The sequence below is a fragment of the Pseudogulbenkiania sp. MAI-1 genome, assembly GCF_000527175.1.
GTDB lineage: Bacteria > Pseudomonadota > Gammaproteobacteria > Burkholderiales > Chromobacteriaceae > Pseudogulbenkiania.
The window spans coordinates 1,518,576-1,537,899 of the sequence record NZ_AZUR01000001.1; the positions used below are offsets into that span (position 1 = coordinate 1,518,576).

Annotated in this window: 18 protein-coding genes; 13 read left to right on the plus strand and 5 right to left on the minus strand. The window is 64.5% G+C overall.

Translation table 11 applies throughout. The annotated features are described in order from the left end of the window. Positions 1 to 36: 36 nt before the first annotated feature. From nirD to PSEMAI1_RS0106995, 4 genes are all read left to right on the plus strand, one after another. Positions 37 to 348, plus strand: a complete 312-nt coding sequence (nirD, locus tag PSEMAI1_RS0106980) for a nitrite reductase small subunit NirD (RefSeq protein WP_024302178.1) — start codon at positions 37 to 39, stop codon at positions 346 to 348. Positions 349 to 467: 119 nt separating this feature from the next. Then, a complete protein-coding gene (locus PSEMAI1_RS0106985; RefSeq protein ID WP_024302179.1) occupies positions 468 to 3,176 on the plus strand; it encodes a molybdopterin oxidoreductase family protein in 2,709 nt (902 codons plus the stop codon). Position 3,177: 1 nt separating this feature from the next. Beyond that, positions 3,178 to 3,933 carry a uroporphyrinogen-III C-methyltransferase gene (gene cobA / locus PSEMAI1_RS0106990; protein WP_024302180.1) on the plus strand — a complete coding sequence of 252 codons (756 nt, stop codon included), beginning with the start codon at positions 3,178 to 3,180 and terminating at the stop codon, positions 3,931 to 3,933. A 285-nt stretch (positions 3,934 to 4,218) separates the two neighbouring features. Next, positions 4,219 to 5,415 carry an amino acid aminotransferase gene (locus PSEMAI1_RS0106995; protein ID WP_024302181.1) on the plus strand — a complete coding sequence of 399 codons (1,197 nt, stop codon included), beginning with the start codon at positions 4,219 to 4,221 and terminating at the stop codon, positions 5,413 to 5,415. A 73-nt stretch (positions 5,416 to 5,488) separates the two neighbouring features. Here PSEMAI1_RS0106995 and fliW read toward each other — a convergent pair whose 3' ends face one another. Then, positions 5,489 to 5,935 (minus strand): flagellar assembly protein FliW, encoded by a 447-nt coding sequence (gene fliW, locus PSEMAI1_RS0107000; protein WP_024302182.1) that lies wholly within the window; start codon positions 5,933 to 5,935, stop codon positions 5,489 to 5,491. Positions 5,936 to 6,134: 199 nt separating this feature from the next. Here fliW and PSEMAI1_RS0107005 point away from each other — a divergent pair, with 199 nt between their 5' ends. The 4 genes from PSEMAI1_RS0107005 (at position 6,135) to argS (ending at position 10,326) form a co-directional block, all read left to right on the plus strand. Beyond that, a complete protein-coding gene (locus tag PSEMAI1_RS0107005) occupies positions 6,135 to 6,347 on the plus strand; it encodes a hypothetical protein (RefSeq protein WP_024302183.1) in 213 nt (70 codons plus the stop codon). 167 nt (positions 6,348 to 6,514) lie between these two features. Further along, positions 6,515 to 6,934 (plus strand): hypothetical protein, encoded by a 420-nt coding sequence (locus PSEMAI1_RS0107010; protein ID WP_024302184.1) that lies wholly within the window; start codon positions 6,515 to 6,517, stop codon positions 6,932 to 6,934. A 25-nt stretch (positions 6,935 to 6,959) separates the two neighbouring features. Further along, on the plus strand, positions 6,960 to 8,303 hold the full coding sequence (gene yegQ / locus PSEMAI1_RS0107015) for a tRNA 5-hydroxyuridine modification protein YegQ (RefSeq protein ID WP_024302185.1): 1,344 nt from the start codon (positions 6,960 to 6,962) through the stop codon (positions 8,301 to 8,303). A 304-nt stretch (positions 8,304 to 8,607) separates the two neighbouring features. Next, the gene (gene argS / locus PSEMAI1_RS0107020; RefSeq protein WP_024302186.1) at positions 8,608 to 10,326 is read left to right on the plus strand and encodes an arginine--tRNA ligase; all 1,719 of its coding nucleotides are present in this window, start codon (positions 8,608 to 8,610) and stop codon (positions 10,324 to 10,326) included. Positions 10,327 to 10,384: 58 nt separating this feature from the next. Here argS and PSEMAI1_RS0107025 read toward each other — a convergent pair whose 3' ends face one another. From PSEMAI1_RS0107025 to PSEMAI1_RS0107035, 3 genes are all read right to left on the minus strand, one after another. Then, positions 10,385 to 11,218: an ABC transporter substrate-binding protein gene (locus PSEMAI1_RS0107025; RefSeq protein WP_232219857.1), complete on the minus strand. Its 834-nt coding sequence runs from the start codon at positions 11,216 to 11,218 to the stop codon at positions 10,385 to 10,387. A 146-nt stretch (positions 11,219 to 11,364) separates the two neighbouring features. After that, complete coding sequence (locus PSEMAI1_RS0107030; RefSeq protein WP_024302188.1) at positions 11,365 to 12,546, minus strand: acetyl-CoA C-acetyltransferase; 1,182 nt, start codon at positions 12,544 to 12,546, stop codon at positions 11,365 to 11,367. A gap of 94 nt (positions 12,547 to 12,640) precedes the next feature. Next, a complete protein-coding gene (locus PSEMAI1_RS0107035; RefSeq protein ID WP_024302189.1) occupies positions 12,641 to 14,410 on the minus strand; it encodes an alpha/beta hydrolase in 1,770 nt (589 codons plus the stop codon). Between the two features lie 335 nt (positions 14,411 to 14,745). On the opposite strand from PSEMAI1_RS0107035, the gene PSEMAI1_RS0107040 reads away from it, so the two are divergent. Together PSEMAI1_RS0107040 and PSEMAI1_RS0107045 are read left to right on the plus strand one after the other, a co-directional pair. Then, on the plus strand, positions 14,746 to 15,399 hold the full coding sequence (locus PSEMAI1_RS0107040) for a fumarylacetoacetate hydrolase family protein (protein WP_024302190.1): 654 nt from the start codon (positions 14,746 to 14,748) through the stop codon (positions 15,397 to 15,399). Then, positions 15,396 to 15,809 (plus strand): RNA-binding S4 domain-containing protein, encoded by a 414-nt coding sequence (locus PSEMAI1_RS0107045; protein ID WP_024302191.1) that lies wholly within the window; start codon positions 15,396 to 15,398, stop codon positions 15,807 to 15,809. The genes PSEMAI1_RS0107040 and PSEMAI1_RS0107045 overlap by 4 nt, the downstream gene beginning before the upstream one ends. Positions 15,810 to 15,876: 67 nt before the next feature. On the opposite strand, the gene PSEMAI1_RS0107050 is transcribed toward PSEMAI1_RS0107045, so the two are convergent. Next, a complete protein-coding gene (locus PSEMAI1_RS0107050) occupies positions 15,877 to 16,662 on the minus strand; it encodes a helix-turn-helix transcriptional regulator (RefSeq protein WP_024302192.1) in 786 nt (261 codons plus the stop codon). A 354-nt stretch (positions 16,663 to 17,016) separates the two neighbouring features. Between PSEMAI1_RS0107050 and leuC the strand changes: the two genes are divergently transcribed. The 3 genes from leuC (at position 17,017) to leuD (ending at position 19,299) form a co-directional block, all read left to right on the plus strand. Continuing rightward, a complete protein-coding gene (gene leuC / locus PSEMAI1_RS0107055; RefSeq protein WP_024302193.1) occupies positions 17,017 to 18,423 on the plus strand; it encodes a 3-isopropylmalate dehydratase large subunit in 1,407 nt (468 codons plus the stop codon). Between the two features lie 17 nt (positions 18,424 to 18,440). Then, entirely contained in the window at positions 18,441 to 18,560 is a 120-nt protein-coding gene (locus PSEMAI1_RS21160) for an entericidin A/B family lipoprotein (protein ID WP_084612644.1), read from the plus strand. A gap of 100 nt (positions 18,561 to 18,660) precedes the next feature. Beyond that, positions 18,661 to 19,299 (plus strand): 3-isopropylmalate dehydratase small subunit, encoded by a 639-nt coding sequence (gene leuD / locus PSEMAI1_RS0107065; protein WP_024302194.1) that lies wholly within the window; start codon positions 18,661 to 18,663, stop codon positions 19,297 to 19,299. Positions 19,300 to 19,324: the final 25 nt, after the last annotated feature.

Consider the following 19,324-nt stretch of genomic DNA (forward strand, 5'->3'; position numbering starts at 1 on the left):
GCACGCTCCCGTCACGAATCGGAAAAGGAGATCAGCATGAACTGGAAAACCGTTTGCACCATCAATGACATCCCCAAGCAGGGCGCGCGCATCCTCAAGCGTGAAGGCCAGGACGACATCGCCATCTTCCGCGCCGAGGACGACTTCGTGTTCGCGCTGGTCGACCGTTGCCCGCACAAGGGCGGCCCGCTGTCGCAGGGCATCGTCTCCGGCCACACCGTGGCCTGCCCGCTGCACAACTGGGTGGTCGACCTCAAGACCGGCGAAGCCTGCGCGCCCGACGTCGGCTGTACCGGTCACATTCCGGTGCGCGTCGAGGACGGCAAGGTATCGCTGGACCTGGAGTAAGGCGAGCACGAACACCGATTGAGCGAGCAACGTAGGATGGGTGGCGCACCGCGAAACCCGTCAATGAGACCCGGCACCCACCGCCCCCCCTTCCTACGCACCGCATTGGGAGACATCACATGACAGAAACCACGGGACGCAACAAGACTGTCTCCTCGATCTGCTGTTACTGCGGCACCGGCTGCGGTGTCCTGATCCAGTCCGACGGTCAGCGTCTGACCTCGGTGGAGGGCGACCCGACGCACCCGGCCAACCTCGGCCGGCTGTGCAGCAAGGGCCGCACCCTGGCCGACACCACCGGCAAGCCGGGCGCCCGGCTGCTGTACCCCGAACTGAGGCTGGACAAGGCCGCGCCGCGCCAGCGCATCGCCTGGGACGACGCCATCGGTACCGCCGCCGACCACATCGCGGCGGCCGTGGCCAAGCACGGTCCGGACTCGGTGGCGTTTTACCTTTCCGGCCAGCTCTTGACCGAGGACTACTACGTCTTCAACAAGCTGACGCGCGCCGTGGTCGGCACCAACAACGTCGACACCAACTCGCGGCTGTGCATGTCGAGCGCCGTGGCCGGCTACAAGGCCACGCTCGGCGCCGATGCGCCGCCCGCCTGTTACGAGGACATCGACCAGGCCGACGTCGTGCTGATCGCCGGGTCCAACATGGCCTACGCCCACCCGATCCTGTTCCGCCGACTCGAAGCGGCCAAGGCGGCCAATCCGGCGATGAAGGTCATCGTGATCGACCCGCGCCGCACCGACACGGCGAGTCTCGCCGACCTCTATCTGCCGATCCTGCCCGGCACCGACGTGGCGCTGTTCCACGCCATGCTCAACGTGCTGGTGTGGGACGATCTGCTCGACCGCGACTACATCGAGCAGCACACCGAAGGCTTTGCCAAGCTGAAAGACCGGCTGCGCGAATTCACCCCGCGCGCCGCCGCCGACATCTGCGGCATCAGCGAAGAAGACATCATCACCGCCGCGCGCTGGTTCGGCCGCGCCGGTGCGGCGCTGTCGTTCTACACCATGGGCCTGAACCAGTCGACCGCCGGCACCGACAAGAACGCCGCGCTGATCCACCTGCACCTGGCCACCGGCCAGATCGGCAAGCCCGGCGCCGGCCCGTTCTCGCTGACCGGCCAGCCCAACGCCATGGGCGGGCGCGAAGTAGGGGGGCTCGCCAACCTGCTGTCGGCGCACCGCGACCTCGCCAACCCCGAGCACCGCGCCGAAATGGCGGCGATCTGGGGCGTGGACAGCATCCCGGCCGAGCCCGGCCTGACGGCCATCGAGCTGTTCGAAGCCGCCTCGAAAGGCCAGATCAAGGTGCTGTGGGTGGTCTGCACCAACCCGGCGCAGTCACTGCCGGACCAAGCCCTGGTGCGCCGCGCCCTGGAAAAAGTCGACTTCGTCATCGTGCAGGAAGCCTTCGCCGGCTCCGAAACGCTGCCCTACGCCGACCTGGTGCTGCCCGCCAGCACCTGGCCCGAGAAGGACGGCACCGTCACCAACTCCGAGCGCCGCATCAGCCGCGTGCGCGCCGCGCTGCCGGCGCCGGGCGAGGCTCGCCACGACTGGATCATCGCGCGCGACGTGGCGCATGCGCTGGAAGCGCGCCTGCGGCCGCTGCGGCCCACGCTGTTCCCGTACGATGACGCCGCCCAGGTGTTCGCCGAGCACGTCACCACCACCGCCGGGCGCGATCTCGACATTACGGGTCTCAGCTACGCCGTGCTCGACGAGATCGGCCCGCAGCAATGGCCGTTCCCGGCCGGCGCCACCAGCGGGAAGGCACGGCTCTACCAGGACGGGCATTTCGCCACGCCGTCCGGCCGCGCACGCTTCGTCGACATCGGCTACCGCCCGGTGGCCGAGAACGTCTCGGCGCAATACCCGCTGCGGCTGACTACCGGTCGCCTGCGCGACCACTGGCACACCATGAGCCGCACCGCCCTGGTGCCGGGGCTGACCCGCCACGTCGAGGAGCCGGTGCTGTCGCTCAACCCGCGCGACCTCGACCGCTTCCACCTCAAGAACGGCGACCTGGCGCGCATCAAGTCGCGGCGTGGCGCCATCGTGCTGCCGGTCGAGGCCGACGACAACCTGCGTCCGGGCATGGCATTCCTGCCGATGCACTGGGGTGGTGCCTACATGGCCGGCAACGGCGTCAATGCACTGACTTTGGGCAAGGTCGACCCGGTCTCGCGCCAGCCCGAGCTGAAGCACGCCGCCATTGCGCTGGAGCCGGCGCGCCTGCCGTGGCGGCTCACCTTGCTGGTCAAGGGTGACGTGGCCGAGCTGCGCCAGCGCCTGACCCCGTGGCTGGCGCGCTTCCCCTACGCCGTGCTGCTGTCGGTAGTGGCCGGCGGTGCCGCGGTACGCCTCAAGCTGGCCGCCGAGTCGGCTCCTGAGGCGAGCCTGCTCGAAGCGCTGGCCGACACGGTGACGCCGGCCGATGCTATGCTGGCGGCCTTCGACGACCCGGCACGAAGTGTGCTTAGAAGAGTATGGCTGCACGGCAAAGTGCCTTGTGCGTACCTTCTGGCGGGCGATGTGCGCGCCGATGAGGCGCTGTCGGACTGGTTCGACGATGGGGCGACACCGGACAGCCTGGCGCGGCTCTTGATGGGCGGCGGCACCCTGATCCACCGCTCGCGCGTGGTCTGTGCCTGTACCGGCGTCCGTGAGGACGCCATCGTCCAGGCCATCGCCGCCGGTTGCAATGTGGAAGGGTTGAAATCGGGACTGGGCTGCGGCAGCGGCTGCGGTTCCTGTGTGCCGGAATTGACGAGGATGGTTGCTGCCGCCAAGGCGGCGCAGGAGGTGTGAGATGCAGGCAGGCAAGGTCTATCTGATCGGGGCGGGTCCGGGCGATCCGGAACTGTTGACGCTCAAGGCGGTAAAGGCGCTGCAGGCCGCCGACGTCTGGCTGGTCGACGACCTGGTCAGCCGTGAAGTACTCGGCTTCGCCCGCCCCGACGCGCGCATCGTGCACGTCGGCAAGCGCGGCGGCTGCCGCTCCACGCCGCAGGCCTTCATCCATCGCCTGATGCTGCGCTACGCCCGCCACGGCAAGGTGGTGGCGCGCGTCAAGGGTGGCGATCCGTTCATCTTTGGCCGCGGCGGTGAAGAATGGCAATGGCTGGCCGAACGCGGCGTGACGGTCGAAGCCGTCGGCGGCCTCACTGCAGGCCTCGCGGTCGGCCCGGCGCTCGGCCTGCCGCTCACCCATCGCGGCATCAGCCGCGGCGTGACGCTGGTCACCGCGCACACCCAGGACGGCAGCCCGCTGCCATGGGCGGCGCTGGCCCAATCCGGCCTCACCGTGGTGTGCTACATGGGCATGAGCGATCTGCCCACGCTGACCGCCGAATGGCGTGCAGCCGGCTTCGCCGCCGACCTGCCGGTCGCCGTGGTGCACCGCGTCGGCTGTCCCGAACAGCGCGCCATCGTCACCTGTCTCTCGCGCCTGGTCGACGACGTGCGTGCCGCATGCCTGGCCAGCCCGGCTGTCATCGTGCTGGGCGAGGTGGCCAGCCTGGCCGCGCTGCAGCCGCAACTGGAACAGGCCTGCAAGGTGGCCTGAGCCACGGCCCGTGACGGGCCGGCGTACCTCATAATCCCCGTCGATGCAGTGCTCGAACAGACGCCGGTCATTTCCTGGAAATGCCGGCGTTTCTCATGACGTCGTCCCACTACGCTGGAAGCGCGGGGCGGCTTTTCATTGGCCCGGCCCGGACGCGCGTGTTTCCCCACGGCCAAGGCGGTTGCCTTCCCTCCTGACACTACGCCCCGCCCGCCGTTTCGTGGTACGGTTAGCGCCTGCTTGTTTCGCCTATCAACCAAACACTACGAGACTGTGGCCCGCACCATGTTTGAACACGTTGACGCCTACGCCGGCGACCCCATCCTCTCTCTCGTCGAAACCTTCAACCACGACCCGCGCCCGACCAAGGTCAACCTCGGCATCGGCCTGTACTACGACGAACAAGGCCGCATCCCGCTGCTGCCGTCGGTGCAGAAGGCCGAACTGGCGCGTGTCCAGTCCGCCGGTCCGCGCACCTACCTGCCGATGGAAGGCGCCGCCAACTACCGCCAGGCCGTGCAGGAACTGCTGTTCGGCGCCGGCCACGAAGCGGTCAAGTCCGGCCGCATCGCCACCATCCAGACCATCGGCGGCTCCGGCGCGCTGAAGATCGGTGCCGACCTCCTGAAGCGCTACTTCCCGGCAAGCGAAGTCTGGGTCAGCAGCCCCACCTGGGACAACCACCGCGCCATGTTCGAAGGTGCCGGCTTCACCGTGCACGACTACCCGTACTACGACGCGGCGACGGGCGGCGTGAAGTTCGACGAGATGATGGCCTGCCTCAAGGGGCTGCCGGCCAAGGCTGTGGTGCTGCTGCACCCGTGCTGCCACAACCCGACCGGCGTCGACCTCTCCAATGACCAGTGGCGCGAGGTGATCGAGGTGGTCAAACAGCGCGGGCTGATTCCCTTCCTCGACATCGCCTACCAGGGCTTCGGCGACGGGCTCGACGAAGACGCCTACGCCATCCGCGCCATGGCTGACGCCGGCATCAGCTTCTTCGTCAGCAACTCGTTCTCCAAGAACCTGTCGTTCTACGGCGAGCGCTGCGGCGGCCTGTCGGTGGTGTGCCAGGATGCCGAAGAAGCCGGCCGCGTGCTGGGCCAGATGAAGGCCACCGTGCGCCGCAACTACTCCAGCCCGCCGACCCACGGCGGCCAGGTCACCGCCACCGTGATGAACGACCCGGCGCTGCGCGAGGAATGGGAAGGCGAAGTCGCCGAGATGCGTGAGCGCATCAAGGCCATGCGCCAGAAGCTCTACGACGTGCTCGCCGCCAAGGTGCCGGGTCGCGACTTCAGCTACTTCATCAAGCAGCGCGGCATGTTCAGCTACACCGGCCTGACCCCGGAACAAGTCGACCGCCTGCGCGAAGAATTCGCCGTCTACCTGGTGCGCTCCGGCCGCATGTGCGTCGCCGGCCTCAACAGCCGTAACGTCGAGTATGTGGCGGATGCCATGGCCGAGGTGCTGAAAGGCTGACGATCCGCTTGTCGTGCCAATGAAAACGGCCGCCCGTAATAGGGTGGCCGTTTGTTTTGGAGGAGGAGCGGGATCAGCCGCGATTGTGAAACAGGATGTCGCACCCCAGTCCGGCCTTCTGCAAGCCGCGGCGAGCCGCCAGGTTGATCACCAGCGGGTTGCGCACGTTGGCCTTGAGTGGCGCCAGCACCGGGTGCGACTCGTCTGTTGTCTCCTGGGGCTTGTACACCATCAGCAGGATGGCGGCGTCCTCCGGGCGGGTCAGCTCGAGCGCGGCCACGTCATCCTCGCTCAGCTCGATCTCGTAGCGCAGCCCCAACTCGCTGGGCGATACCACGCTGAACAGCACGTCCGGGTTGTCCAGCGACTGCATCCAGAACACGCTGGGATTGGCTTTGCCCTGGTCGTGGAACAGTTGGAAGCGGGTGCAGTTCTCAAAGGCGGGAATACCATGGGGGAAGTGCAGGGTGGCAGCGTCGTTCACCTCGACTTCGCCCAGCAGGCTCGATCTGAACAGCATGGTTGGCTCCTAACGGGAATCTGGCTGCCCATTATGCCTGACGGATGGCGCTCCGGCCGTGAAAAATGGCCTGTCTTTGCCACACTCCGGGGAAGGGGGTTCCTGTATTACAATCCGCCCTTGCGCAAGGTTTGTCGCAGGGCAGGGGAATCCAGCCTACCCTCGACGGCCCGTAACCGGTTTCCTGAGGTGTCATGCCATGTTTCAACTGTTTTTCCGCCGCCTGCGTCAGGATCGCCGCCTGGCCATCGTGGTGCTGCTGTTGTCCACCCTGCTGTTGATGCTGGCCGGTGCCGGCATGCAGTCCACGCCCGATGCCGGCCTGTTGCCGGCATTGCTGTGGTCCTTGCTGATGGTGGTGGGTCTGGTCGGGCAGCTCACCGCACTGGCCGCCCTGATGAAAAAACCATGAAGTAAAAACGGCATTCAAAACAGCATCTTAAAGCCATGGCTTCGATAGGGTTTAGTGTTGACTGGGGCCAGGGCGGGGCGCATAATCGCGCCGCACAATGATCGAAAACAAGGCTCCACTTGCCGTGGGGCCTTGTTCTTTTTCCTCTCTTCGGGAGTGTTCCGGCCATGGATCACCAAGGGTTGCTACGACAGCTGGAAACGTTGGCGCTGCCTGAGGCAGACTTCAATCACGAAGCCCATCTGCTGGCGGCCTGGGCCTACCGGCGCAACTATCCGGCGCGCGAGGCGGCGGCCCGCTGCTCCCGCACTCTGTCGCGCTACGCCATGGCCAAGGGCGCGGCGCACAAGTACCACCACACGCTGACCATGGCGGCGCTGGCCATCCTGTACAGCCGCCTCGACGCCAGGCCGGAACTGCTGGACGACTGGTCCGCCTTCCTGGCCTCCTGTCCCGACCTGAAGAACGATCTGCCGAGTCTGCTGCGGCAACACTATTCCGAAGAAAAACTGCAAGACGAGACCGCTCGCAAGGCCTTTGTCGAGCCGGACCTCAAGCCGCTGCCCGATAGCGACATGCTGCACTGAAAGAAAAACTGGAACCGAAAACCCGATGAAAGCCCCGGAACTGCTGCTCCCCGCCGGCTCGCTCGACAAGATGCGCGCCGCCTACGATTATGGCGCCGACGCCGTCTACGCCGGCCAGCCGCGCTACTCCCTGCGTGCTCGCAACAACGAATTCAAACTGGAAGAGCTGCGCCAAGGCATCGAAGAAGCGCATGCGCGCGGCAAGCAGTTCTTCGTCGCCAGCAACATCCTCCCGCACAACGCCAAGCTCAAGACCTACCTCGCCGACATGGAGCCGGTGATCGCCATGAAGCCGGACGCGCTGATCATGGCCGACCCCGGTCTGATCATGATGGTGCGCGAGAAATGGCCGGAAGTGCCGATCCATCTCTCCGTGCAGGCCAACACCACCAACCTGATGGGTGTGAAGTTCTGGCAGAAGATCGGGCTCACCCGCGTCATCCTGTCGCGCGAACTCTCCCTCGACGAGATCGCCGAGATTCGGCAGGAATGCCCGGACATGGAGCTCGAAGTGTTCGTGCACGGCGCGCTGTGCATCGCCTATTCTGGCCGCTGCCTGCTGTCCGGCTACTTCAACCACCGCGACCCGAACCAGGGCACCTGTACCAACGCCTGCCGCTGGGACTACAAGATGCACGACACCCAGGCCGACGACGCCGGTGACGTGCAGGTGATCAAGTTCGACTTCAACAAGGCGCTGGAAGAAGCCAACCAGAGCTTCGCCGCCTGCGGCGGAGCCGAGCGCCACCCGCTGGCCGACAAGACCTACCTGATCGAAGAGGGCAGCCGCCCGGGCGAACTGATGCCGATCATCGAGGACGAGCACGGCACCTACATCATGAACTCCAAGGATCTGCGCGCCATCGAGCAGGTGGAGAAGCTGGTCAAGATCGGCGTCGACTCGCTGAAGATCGAAGGCCGTACCAAGAGCCTCTACTACGTGTCGCGCACCGCTCAGGCCTACCGCAAGGCCATCGACGACGCCGTCGCCGGCCGGCCGTTCGATTACAGTCTGCTGGCCGATCTCGAAGGCCTCGCCAACCGCGGCTACACCCCCGGCTTCCTCGAGCGTCACCAGACCCAGGAATACCAGAACTACCTCACCGGCCACTCCCAGGCCAAGCGCAGCCAGTACGTCGGCGAAGTGCTGGAAGTGGACGCCGAGGGCTGGGCGCTGATCGACGTGAAGAACCGCTTCGCCGTCGGCGACAAGCTGGAAATCATCCACCCGAGCGGTAATCGCATCGTCGATCTCACCACCATGACGCGCGATGGTGCTGCCACCGAGGTGGCGCCGGGCAATGGCGTCAAGGTGAAGATCCCAGGCATGGCCGGGATGGAGAAGGCGCTGATCGCGCGCCTGCTCTGAGCGCTGGTGAATAAATCTGCTGTGCGTCCCGATCCCGGTCCTGCGATGCTCGCCGTACCACTTGTACGGCTGTGCTTCTTAAACCGGCCTCGGGTCGCTCGCAACGATTTCTTTCACAAGCTCTAAGCTGGCACACCGTTGGGCCAAAGGCGCGGCGCTCTCCGATGGGACGCCGCGTCTTGCTTTGAACACCGCACGCTGCACTGCGGCAAAGTTTGCCCTGGCCGGCGGCGAGCGCTTACAATTTCACCCTGATATCGCGCCGGGCTCCGCCAGTCCCGGCGCCAGACCTTTCGGGACCGACATGACCATTCAGCAACTCATTTCCGCGCGGGTGCAGGCAGCACTCGCCGCCGCTGGCGCGCCTGACGCGCCGGCCAACGTCCAGCCGGCCAGCAAGCCGGAATTCGGCGACTACCAGGCCAACGGCGTGATGGCCGCCGCCAAGCAGCTCAAGACCAACCCGCGCGAACTGGCCCAGAAGGTACTGGCCGTGCTCGACCTCGACGGTATCGCCAGCAAGCTGGAAATCGCCGGCCCCGGCTTCATCAACATCCACCTCGACCCGGCCTTCCTCGCCCGTCGCGCCGAAACGGCGCTGGCCGATGAGTCCTTGGGCATCGCCAAGGTCGACGCCAAGAAGGTCATGGTGGAGTATTCCTCGGTCAACCTTGCCAAGGAAATGCATATCGGCCACCTGCGCGGCGGCATCATCGGCGACGCGCTGGTCCGCGTGAACAGCTTCATCGGCCACGATGTGGTGCGCCAGAACCATGTGGGAGACTGGGGTACCCAGTTCGGCATGCTGGTGGCCTATATGGTGGAAACCAGCAAGAGCGGTCAGGCCGACCTCGAACTCAAAGACCTCGATACCTTCTACAAGCACTCCAAGAAGCGTTTCGACGAAGATCCGGCCTTTGCCGACACCGCCCGCGATTACGTGGTGAAGCTGCAGTCCGGCGATGCCGAGGTGCTGAAACTGTGGCAGCAGTTCGTCAAGCTGTCGCTGACCCACTGCAACGCCATCTACCGGAAACTGGGCCTGCTGTTGAACGACGACGACGTGCGCGGCGAAAGCTTCTACAACGACGATCTGCCGGTGCTGGTGGAAGAACTGCGCCAGAAAGGCCTGCTGGTCGAAGACCAGGGCGCTCAGGTCGTCTTCCTCGACGAATTCAAGAACAAGGAAGGCGAACCGGCGGCCTTCATCGTCCAGAAGCAGGGCGGTGGCTACCTGTACGCCACCACCGACCTCGGCGCCATTCGCTTCCGTGTGAACAAGCTGGGGCTGGATCGCTGCCTGTACGTGGTCGATTCGCGCCAGAGCCTGCACTTCCAGCAGTTGTTCTCCACCGCACGCAAGGCCGGCTGGCTGCCGGAGAGCGCCGACTTCCAGCACATCGGCCATGGCACCATCATGGGGCCGGACGGCAAGCCGCTGAAAACCCGTTCCGGCGAGAACGTCAAGCTGGTGGAACTGCTGGACGAGGCGGTGGAACGCGCTTTCCAGCTGGTTACCAGCAAGAACCCGGAGCTGCCGGAAGCCGAGCGTCGCCAGATCGCCGCGGTGGTGGGCATTGGCGCGCTGAAGTACGCCGATTTGAGTAAGAGCCGCAATACCGACTATATCTTCGACTGGGACGCCATGCTCAGCTTCGAGGGCAACACCGCTCCGTACCTGCAGTATGCCTACACCCGCGTACAGAGCGTGTTCCGCAAGGCCGAGGACTTCGACCCGGCGGCCAAGGTAGTGATTACCGAGGTGGCAGAAAAGCAGCTGGCGGTCGCACTGGCGCAGTTCGAGGACGTGGTGTTCGCCGTGGCCGACAGCAGTCAGCCGCACCACCTGTGCGGCTATCTGTACAACGTGGCCACGCTGTTCTCGCGCTTCTACGAAGCCTGCCCGATCCTCAAGAGCGAGGGCGAAGTGCGAGCAAGCCGCCTGCAACTGGCGGCCCTCACCGCCAAGACCCTCAAGAGCGGCCTGGATCTGCTGGGCATCGACGTGCTGGACGCGATGTAATCGGCCCGGCCTGTTGCTACAGAAAGCCCAATCTTCCGGTTGGGCTTTTTTGCGTGTATCAGGGCTCCAAACCGAGGCGCACCACCTGAGGCGGGGCTGGCTCGCCGGGAAACCAGCGCTGATGAATGGCCTGGAAGGTACCGTCCTTCTTCATGTCGCGCAACGCGGCCTGCCACTGCAGGATGGTGTCGCGGTCGGTGCCGCGCGAAAAGGCGAGATAAAGATCCAGCGAGTCGAGCGTCATCACCCGGGACACGCGGCCCGGTGCAATGCCGAGCCGTTGCAGGGTCTGGGCGACGGCGATATTGCCCTCCACCCACAGATCAACCCGCCTGGCCAGCAGCATGCGCGCCGCTTCCTCCGTGCTGCCGGTCTGGCGGATGGCGGTGAAGCCCTTGCTGCGGGCCGTGCTCTCGAAAATGCTGCCCTGATAAGCGGCCACTTCCCGTTTCAGGATGTCGCTGCCCAAGGCCTGCAGCGACATGGCCTCTTCGCTGCGCGCCAACAGCACGGTGCTGGAAATGGCGATCGGGCCGAGCAGGGTCATGCTGCGTTCGCGTTCGGCGTTGCGGCCGACGGTGAACAGCATCACGTTGGGCCGGCTCAGCAACAGCTTGTAGCCGCGTATCCACGGCACCACGGCAATGCTGCTGCTCTGTCCGGTACGACGCAGAATCTCGTTCACCACCTCGACCGCCATGCCGTCGGGGGTACCCTTGCCGCTGGTGAAGGTCATCGGCGGCCACTCCTCGGTGTACAAGGCGAGCTTGGGTGCCGCCGCTACGCCGAGCGACATCAGCAGCAGGCCGGCGGCAGCAATGTAGTGGGCCAGCCTCCTCGGGCGAGAGTGTGAAACGGGGGTGAAGCGAAGAGGGAATACAGCGGGAATCATGGCCATCCAGTCCGGTTTGGCCCGAGTATAATTCCAACTCCCTCGAAAATGATAACGTTGTTGGTGGTGCCATCTCCGGGCGGCGTTTCGGGAGCATGAAAAAGCCGGGAACGCGTCCCGGCTTGTGTTTCGATCTTGCAGAGGGCTTAGTCGCGCTCGACGGCCAGCGCCACGCCCATGCCGCCACCGATGCACAGCGTGGCCAGGCCCTTCTTGGCGTCACGGCGCTGCATTTCGTGCAGCAGGCTCACCAGGATGCGGCAGCCGGACGCGCCGATCGGATGGCCGATGGCGATGGCGCCACCGTTCACGTTCACCTTGTCGGCATCCCACTTCAGTTCGCGCGCCACGCCCAGCGCCTGGGCGGCGAAGGCTTCGTTGGCTTCGATCAGGTCGACTTCACCCAGGCTCCAGCCGGCACGTTCCAGCACGCGCTGGGTCGCCGGTACCGGGCCCATGCCCATGATGGACGGCTCGACGCCGGACGAGGCGTAGGCCTTGATGCGGGCCAGCGGCTTGAGGCCCAGTTCGGCGGCTTTCTTGGCGGTCATCATGATCACGGCGGCGGCGCCATCGTTCACGCCCGAGGCGTTGCCGGCGGTCACGGTGCCGTCCTTCTTGAAGGCCGGGCGCAGCTTGCCCAGGCCTTCGGCGGTGGCGCCCGGCTTGATGAACTCGTCGGTGGCGAAGGCGATCGGGTCGCCCTTGCGCTGCGGCACCATCACCGGGATGATCTCTTCGGCGAACTTGCCGGCGGCCTGGGCGGCTTCGGCCTTGTTCTGCGAAGCGGCGGCGAAGGCATCCTGCTCCTCACGCGAGATGCCGTATTTCTCGGCGATGTTCTCGGCGGTGATGCCCATGTGGTACTGGTTGTACACGTCGGTCAGACCGTCGTACACCATGGTGTCGACCAGGGTGGCCGGACCCATGCGGAAGCCGTCACGCGAACCCGGCAGGATGTGCGGGGACATGCTCATGCTTTCCTGGCCGCCGGCAATCACGATCTCGGCGTCACCGCAGGCGATGGCCTGGGCTGCCAGATGGGTCACTTTCAGGCCGGAGCCGCATACCTGGTTGATGGTCATGGCCGGCACGTGCACCGGAATGCCTGCCTTGATCAGAGCCTGGCGCGCCGGGTTCTGACCCACGCCGGCGGTCAGTACTTGGCCCATGATCACTTCGGAGACTTGTTCCGGGGCGATGCCGGTCTTTTCCAGCAGGGCCTTGATCACCGTGGCACCCAGTTCCGCTGCGGGAATCTTCGCGAGCGAGCCACCAAAGTTGCCGACAGCGGTACGACCAGCAGCGACGATAACGATCTCTTCCATCAGTCTTCTCCGTTCATTGGACTAAAATTGTCAGCAGCTTGGGCTGACAATGGCATGTTGAAAACGGCCCCGATGCCCAGGGGCCGGTTACGGATCATTGCAGCGTCGCGACCACCGTCGGCAGCGCCTTGGCGCGGACGTAGGTGCCCGGAGCCGGTTCGATCGGAGGGAACTCCTTGTTGCCCATGGTCTTCGGGGCTGCTACCTGCTTGCCGGATTGCGGGGCGAGCCAAGCGTCCCAATCCTTCCACCAGCTGCCGGGGCGGCTTTCCGCGGTATCGAGCCAGCTCTCCGCGTCATCCGGCAGGGCCTCGTTGACCCAGTAGTTGCGCTTGTCCTTGGTGACCGGGTTGATCGAGCCGGCGATGTGCCCCGAAGCCCCCAGCACGAAGCGGCAGCTCGGCGCGCCGGTCAGGTACTTCACGCCGGAATAGGCCGAGGTCCACAACACGATGTGGTCTTCGCGCGCGGCAAAGATGTAGATCGGGATGTTGATCTTGGACACGTCGATCGGCACGCCGCACAGGGTGATGGCGCCCGGCTTGGTCAGCGAGTTGTTGAGGTTGATCTCGCGCAGGAAGAACGTGTGCATCGGCAGCGGCAGGTCGACGGCGTCGTTGTTCCAGAACAGCAGGTCGAACGGCGCCGGCGTCTTGCCGAGCAGGTAGTTGTTGACCACGTAGTTCCACACCAGGTCGTTGGCGCGCAGGCTGGCGAAGGTGCGGCCCAGCTCCTTGCCGCTGATGATGCCGCCGGCGGCCATTTTCTGCTCGCGGCTTCTGACTACGTTTTCGTCGATGAACACCTTGATCTCGCCCGGATCGGTATGGTCGAGCAGCGAGGTCATGAAGGTGGCCGAATCGATCCAGTTCATGCCCTTGGCCTGCATCACGCACAGCGCCGTGGTGAGGATGACGCCGCCGATGCAGAAGCCCAGGGCATTCATCGACGGTTGCCGGGTGATCTTCTTGACCACTTCGGCGGCGGCGATCACGCCCTTCTCGATATAGGTTTCCCAGGTGAACTGCTTCATTTCCGGGGTGGCGGAGCGCCAGGAAATCAGGAACACGCGGTAACCCTGGGCCACAAAGTGGCGCACCATCGAGTTGTCCGGCTGCAAGTCCATCAGGTAGTACTTGTTGATGCAGGGCGGCACGATCAGCAGCGGCTTCTCGTACACCTGGCCGGTGGTTGGGGTGTACTGGATCAGTTCGATCAGCTCGTTGCGGAACACCACTTCACCCGGGGTGGTCACGATATTGACGCCGATCTCGAACTGGCTCTCGTCGGACATCGAGATGTGGCCCTTCTTGATGTCCTCCATCATGTTCTTCATGCCCTCGGACAGGCTCTCGCCCTTGGTCTCGATGGCGCGCTTGATCACCTCGGGGTTGGTCAGCATGAAGTTGGTCGGCGCCATGGCGTCGATGTACTGCTTGGTGATGAACGCCAGCTTGTCCTTGGCGTCGGCATCCAGCTGGGCCTGGTCGACCAGTTCGGTCATCCATTTGGCGGTGGTCAGATAGCTTTGCTTGAGCAGACTGTAGAACGGATGGTCGTTCCACTCCGGCGCAGCAAAGCGGCGGTCGTTGGCGTGGGCCGGCGATTCGCTGGCGGATGGATTGCCCTGACCGAGGAACTTCATCCAGAGGCCCATCTGCTGCTGATACAGCTGGCTCTGCATGGCAAACAGTTGGTTGGCGTTGTTCATCATGCTGGCCCACGGATTGCTCTCCCCATTGATGGGGTTGGCTGCCGGGGAACCCAGCGTCAGCGAGTTGACGAACTGCTGCATCCACTGTTGATTGGCCTCGGAGAGGCTGGCAAAAAACTTCTCAAGCGAGACGGGTGCTTCCTGGCTCAATGTACTCTCCTTGCGCGTTCTGTCGGGGCCGTCCGCATGCCGATCAGTTTGTCCTGTCGCGCGGTCCCCCGTGAGGGTGCTGCTGGGTTTGGCAAACTCTAACAGTGGCAAATGACAATTTCACACGAAATAGACATTTGCGCCAGAGCTTTTGTTGCAGCCCAGCAAAATGGTGCAGTGCAACAAATCATATATGACGATGTGGTCGTTGTCACGCACAATCTACTGCCGGTGTCCTGGCATGCCGGCTGTGGAATGGCGGGATTCGGCGTTATAGTGGAGGGCTGACTTCCCGTCGGCAGCCGGTGGCTGGATTCCAACAGAGGAGAGAGTGCATGGCGGTAGTTCAACTGAATGGGCGGGATGTCCCCGTCGCCAACGTGTTTTGCATCGGCCGCAACTACGCGGCGCACGCAGCGGAATTGGGCAATGCGGTAGAGGCCGAGCCGTTGGTTTTCCTGAAGCCCACCTCGGCGCTGGTCGCCGAAGGCGAGCCGCTGCGCCTGCCGGCGTATTCGAACGACGTCCACCATGAATGCGAACTGGTACTGCTGATCGGCAAGGGCGGCCATGACATCGCCGAATCGGAAGCGCTACAGCACGTGGCCGGTTACGCCATCGGCCTCGACATGACCGCGCGCGACGTGCAGAGCGTCGCCAAGCAGAAAGGCCATCCGTGGACCAAGGCCAAGGGCTTTCGCGGTGCGGCAACGGTATCGGCGTTCGTGCCCGCTGAACGCCTAGCCGATCCGGGACAACTGAGTTTCACCCTGCAGGTCAATGGCGAGATACGCCAGCGGGGCGATACCAGTCTGATGCTGTTCCCGGTGCCCGCCATCATCCATTACCTGTCGACGGTTTACGGTCTGAGCGAAGGGGATCTGATCTATACCGGCACGCCGGAAGGCGTGGCGGCGGTCAAGCCGGGGGATCGCCTGCGGCTGGACCTGCAAGGACTGGTATCGGCCGAGTGGAGCGTGGCCGGATGAGCCGGCAAAGTAGTGCGGCCGGCGAGGAGGAGGGCAAGGTCCGGCTCGACAAATGGCTGTGGGCCGCGCGCTTCTACAAGACTCGGCAACTGGCGCACGAGGCGCTGGAATTGGGGCGCGTGACGGTGGGCGGCGAGCGGGTCAAGGCCTCGCGCGTGGTGAAGGTCGGGGATCGCCTGCACTTGCGGATCAACCAGCTCGACTACGAGATCGAAGTGCTCGCCCTGACGTCGCAGCGCCGCTCGGCCAGCGAGGCGCAGCTGCTCTATCGGGAAAGCGAGGAATCACGCGTAGCGCGGGAGGAAAAACTGTCGCTGCTCAAGGCCGAACGGGTGTCCTATCCGCATGGCGCCGGGCGGCCGACCAAGAAGGACCGCCGCGAGATCCAGCGCTTCAAGAACGGTTCGTGAGGGTGGGGCGCCTCGGCGGCGCCAGCCTCCAACCACCGGTGCCGGGCGAAGGCCGCAGGCCGGGGTGTCAAAGTTCCGGCGGCGCCGGCAGCAGCATCACCAGCTTCAGGTCGCGCCGGGTGGCGGGGTAGAACGTGACCTGCTCGTACACCAGCCGTCCGCGCTGAGGGTGCTGGAACGCACGTATCCCGCCTTCCCGACCCGTCACCTCGTAGTCCTGCCAGAAGGCGGCGAACTCGGTGCTGTTCCGGCACAGCTCGGTAATCAAGGGCTGCATTTCCGCGTCGTCCACGCTGCGGCCGCAGTCCGCGCGGAATTCGGCCACCAGCCGTTTGGCGCGGTACGGCCAGTTGTCGATCAACTCCCGGGCCTCTGGTGCCAGGAAGGTGAAACGCAGCAGGTTGCGCGGCCCTGACTCTTCGGTATCCAGCCAGCCATGGAACAGCTCCTGGGCCGCCGCGTTCCAGGCGCGGGCGTTCCACTGCCGGTCCAGTACGTACGCCGGGGCGGTGATATGCGCCACGCTGGCCACGATGGCGTCCGCGGCGCTGGAGTCGCTCTGCTCGGCGGCAGCCAGATCCAGCTTGCCCGCGAGAGTGAACAGATAGTGCCGTTCCGCCGCGGTCAGCTGCAACACCTCGGCCAGGCGGGACAGCACCTCTGACGAGGCAGATACTTCCCGGCCTTGTTCCAGCCAGGTGATCCAGGTGGGGCTCACCGCGCAGAGTTGCGCCAGCTCCTCGCGCCGCAGACCTGGCGTCCGGCGGCGACCGGTGGAGCGTAAACCGGCTTCTTCGGGTTGCAAACGTTCGCGATGCTTGCGGATGAACTGGCCTAGATTGTGGGGTGGCATGGGCGCATGGAGGAGAAGACTGGTAGGTCTTTATGCTAGGATAAAATAGGGTCTTGTTCCAGTATTCATCGCTTTTTATTCTGACGTTCAGAGGGCGGTCCGTTGGCCGTCTTCAAGGTGCTCCTCCGGTGGTTTTGGCCGGGGTGCCGAGGCGGGAGTGCCCGTGTTTCTGGCCGCCCTGGATGAGGCGGACATGTAATGGCGCCAAGGTGCTTTCCGGTGTCATCTACCGTTTAAAACTGGCGTTTTTGCATTGCGGCAGGGTTTGCTTGAATCAGGGGTAAACGCTATGCCAGAATGGATTTCACGCTATTTCGCCATCGCTAGATTTCGACAAGACAAGACTTGAGAGACATGACCGCGCAGACCCTTTACGACAAGCTCTGGTCCAGCCACGTAGTGACCGAAGAAGCCGACGGTACCGTGCTGCTTTACATCGATCGGCACCTCGTGCACGAAGTCACCAGCCCGCAGGCATTCGAAGGCCTGAAACTGGCCGGCCGCAAACCGTGGCGGGTATCGTCCATCGTGGCGACCGCCGATCACAACACCCCCACCGACCACTGGGACGAAGGCATCAAGGACCCGATTTCCCGCCAGCAGGTCGAAACGCTGGACGCCAACATCAAGGAATTCGGCGCGCTGGCCTACTTCCCGTTCAAGGACAAGGGGCAGGGCATCGTCCACGTGATGGGGCCGGAACAAGGCGCCACGCTGCCGGGCATGACCGTAGTGTGCGGCGACAGCCACACCTCCACGCACGGCGCCTTCGGCGCGCTGGCGCACGGCATCGGTACCTCCGAGGTCGAGCATGTGATGGCGACGCAGTGCCTGGTGGCGAAGAAATCCAAGTCCATGCTGGTGAAGGTCGAAGGGCAATTGGGCGAGGGTGTCACCGCCAAGGACGTGGCGCTGGCGATCATCGGCAAGATCGGCACCGCCGGCGGTACCGGCTACGCCATCGAATTCGGCGGCTCGGCGATCCGCGATCTGTCGATCGAAGGCCGCATGACTCTCTGCAATATGGCGATCGAAGCCGGCGCCCGTTCCGGCCTGGTGGCGGTCGACCAGAAAACCATCGACTACGTTCAGGGTCGTCCGTTCGCGCCGAAGGGCGAGAACTGGGACAAGGCCGTGGCGTACTGGAAGACGCTGGTGTCCGACGAGGGTGCCCAGTTCGACGCCGTGGTGGAACTCGCCGCCGCAGACATCCAGCCGCAAGTGACCTGGGGTACGTCGCCGGAAATGGTGACCGAAATCGCCGGCATCGTGCCGGACCCGGCGCAGGAGCAGGACCCGGTCAAGCGCGAAGGCATCCAGCGCGCCCTGGCCTACATGGGGCTCGAAGCCAACACCCCGATCGAACAGATCGCCATCGACAAGGTGTTCATCGGTTCCTGTACCAACTCGCGCATCGAAGACCTGCGCGCCGCCGCGGCCGTGATCAAGGGACGCCAGAAGGCCGACAGCGTCAAGCTGGCGATGGTGGTGCCGGGCTCTGGCCTGGTCAAGGCGCAGGCCGAAGCCGAAGGGCTGGACAAGGTGTTCACCGCGGCGGGTTTCGAATGGCGTGAACCGGGTTGCTCGATGTGCCTGGCGATGAATGCCGACCGCCTGGAGCCTGGCGAGCGTTGCGCCTCGACCTCCAACCGCAACTTCGAAGGCCGCCAGGGGCAGGGCGGGCGTACTCATCTGGTCAGCCCGGCCATGGCCGCGGCCGCCGCGATCGCCGGCCATTTTGTCGACGTACGCCACTTCTGAAACAAGAAAGAGTCTCGATGAAAAAAATTGCCATACTGATGTTGGCGGTAGGCCTGTTGACTGCCTGCAATACCATGCGCGGCCTCGGCGAGGATATCAAGCGGGGTGGCGAGGCCATCGAGAAGGCCGCCCAGTAAGCGACTGTGAACGGCGGGGGTGGTCTGAGGCCATCCCCGACGCCTCCAACTTTTATACCTGCCGGGGCCGCTCTGGAGCGGACTTGGCCAAGATCGAGCCATGAAAGCATTTACGACACTGAACGGGCTGGTGTGCCCGCTGGATCGCGCCAACGTCGATACCGACGCGATCATCCCCAAGCAGTTCCTGAAATCGATCAAGCGCTCGGGTTTCGGCCCGAACCTGTTCGACGAATGGCGCTACCTCGACCACGGCGAGCCGGGCATGGACAACAGCGTCCGTCCGCTCAACCCGGACTTCGTGCTGAACTATCCGCGCTACGCCGGCGCACAGGTGCTGCTCGCACGCGAGAATTTCGGCTGTGGCTCCAGTCGCGAGCACGCCCCGTGGGCGCTGGAAGACTACGGCTTTCGCGTGATCATCGCCCCGAGCTTTGCCGATATTTTCTTCAACAACTGCTACAAGAACGGCCTGCTGCCGATCGTGCTGCCGGCCGAGGTGGTCGATCAGCTGTTCAAGGAAAGCGTCGCGACCGAAGGCTACCGTCTCGCCATCGATCTGGCGACCCAGACCGTGACCACGCCTTCCGGTCAGGCTTTTGCCTTCGACATCACCGAGCACCGCAAGCACTGCCTGCTCAACGGCCTCGACGAAATCGGGCTGACCCTGGCGCAGGCCGACAAGATTCGCGCCTACGAAGAAAAGCTCAAGGCTGAGAAGCCCTGGCTGCTGGCCTGACCCAGACCGGACCGGGCAGCGACGC

Excerpts from the sequence above, each read along its gene's own strand:
- PSEMAI1_RS0107010 (WP_024302184.1), top strand. The coding sequence starts at position 6,515 with ATGGATCACCAAGGGTTGCTACGACAGCTGGAAACGTTGGCGCTGCCT.
- PSEMAI1_RS0107005 (WP_024302183.1), top strand. The coding sequence starts at position 6,135 with ATGTTTCAACTGTTTTTCCGCCGCCTGCGTCAGGATCGCCGCCTGGCC.
- PSEMAI1_RS0107040 (WP_024302190.1), top strand. The coding sequence starts at position 14,746 with ATGGCGGTAGTTCAACTGAATGGGCGGGATGTCCCCGTCGCCAACGTG.
- argS (WP_024302186.1), top strand. The coding sequence starts at position 8,608 with ATGACCATTCAGCAACTCATTTCCGCGCGGGTGCAGGCAGCACTCGCC.
- yegQ (WP_024302185.1), top strand. The coding sequence starts at position 6,960 with ATGAAAGCCCCGGAACTGCTGCTCCCCGCCGGCTCGCTCGACAAGATG.
- PSEMAI1_RS0107025 (WP_232219857.1), bottom strand. The coding sequence starts at position 11,218 with ATGATTCCCGCTGTATTCCCTCTTCGCTTCACCCCCGTTTCACACTCT.
- leuD (WP_024302194.1), top strand. The coding sequence starts at position 18,661 with ATGAAAGCATTTACGACACTGAACGGGCTGGTGTGCCCGCTGGATCGC.
- PSEMAI1_RS0106985 (WP_024302179.1), top strand. The coding sequence starts at position 468 with ATGACAGAAACCACGGGACGCAACAAGACTGTCTCCTCGATCTGCTGT.
- PSEMAI1_RS0107050 (WP_024302192.1), bottom strand. The coding sequence starts at position 16,662 with ATGCCACCCCACAATCTAGGCCAGTTCATCCGCAAGCATCGCGAACGT.
- PSEMAI1_RS0107045 (WP_024302191.1), top strand. The coding sequence starts at position 15,396 with ATGAGCCGGCAAAGTAGTGCGGCCGGCGAGGAGGAGGGCAAGGTCCGG.
- fliW (WP_024302182.1), bottom strand. The coding sequence starts at position 5,935 with ATGCTGTTCAGATCGAGCCTGCTGGGCGAAGTCGAGGTGAACGACGCT.
- PSEMAI1_RS21160 (WP_084612644.1), top strand. The coding sequence starts at position 18,441 with ATGAAAAAAATTGCCATACTGATGTTGGCGGTAGGCCTGTTGACTGCC.
- cobA (WP_024302180.1), top strand. The coding sequence starts at position 3,178 with ATGCAGGCAGGCAAGGTCTATCTGATCGGGGCGGGTCCGGGCGATCCG.
- PSEMAI1_RS0106995 (WP_024302181.1), top strand. The coding sequence starts at position 4,219 with ATGTTTGAACACGTTGACGCCTACGCCGGCGACCCCATCCTCTCTCTC.
- PSEMAI1_RS0107030 (WP_024302188.1), bottom strand. The coding sequence starts at position 12,546 with ATGGAAGAGATCGTTATCGTCGCTGCTGGTCGTACCGCTGTCGGCAAC.
- nirD (WP_024302178.1), top strand. The coding sequence starts at position 37 with ATGAACTGGAAAACCGTTTGCACCATCAATGACATCCCCAAGCAGGGC.
- leuC (WP_024302193.1), top strand. The coding sequence starts at position 17,017 with ATGACCGCGCAGACCCTTTACGACAAGCTCTGGTCCAGCCACGTAGTG.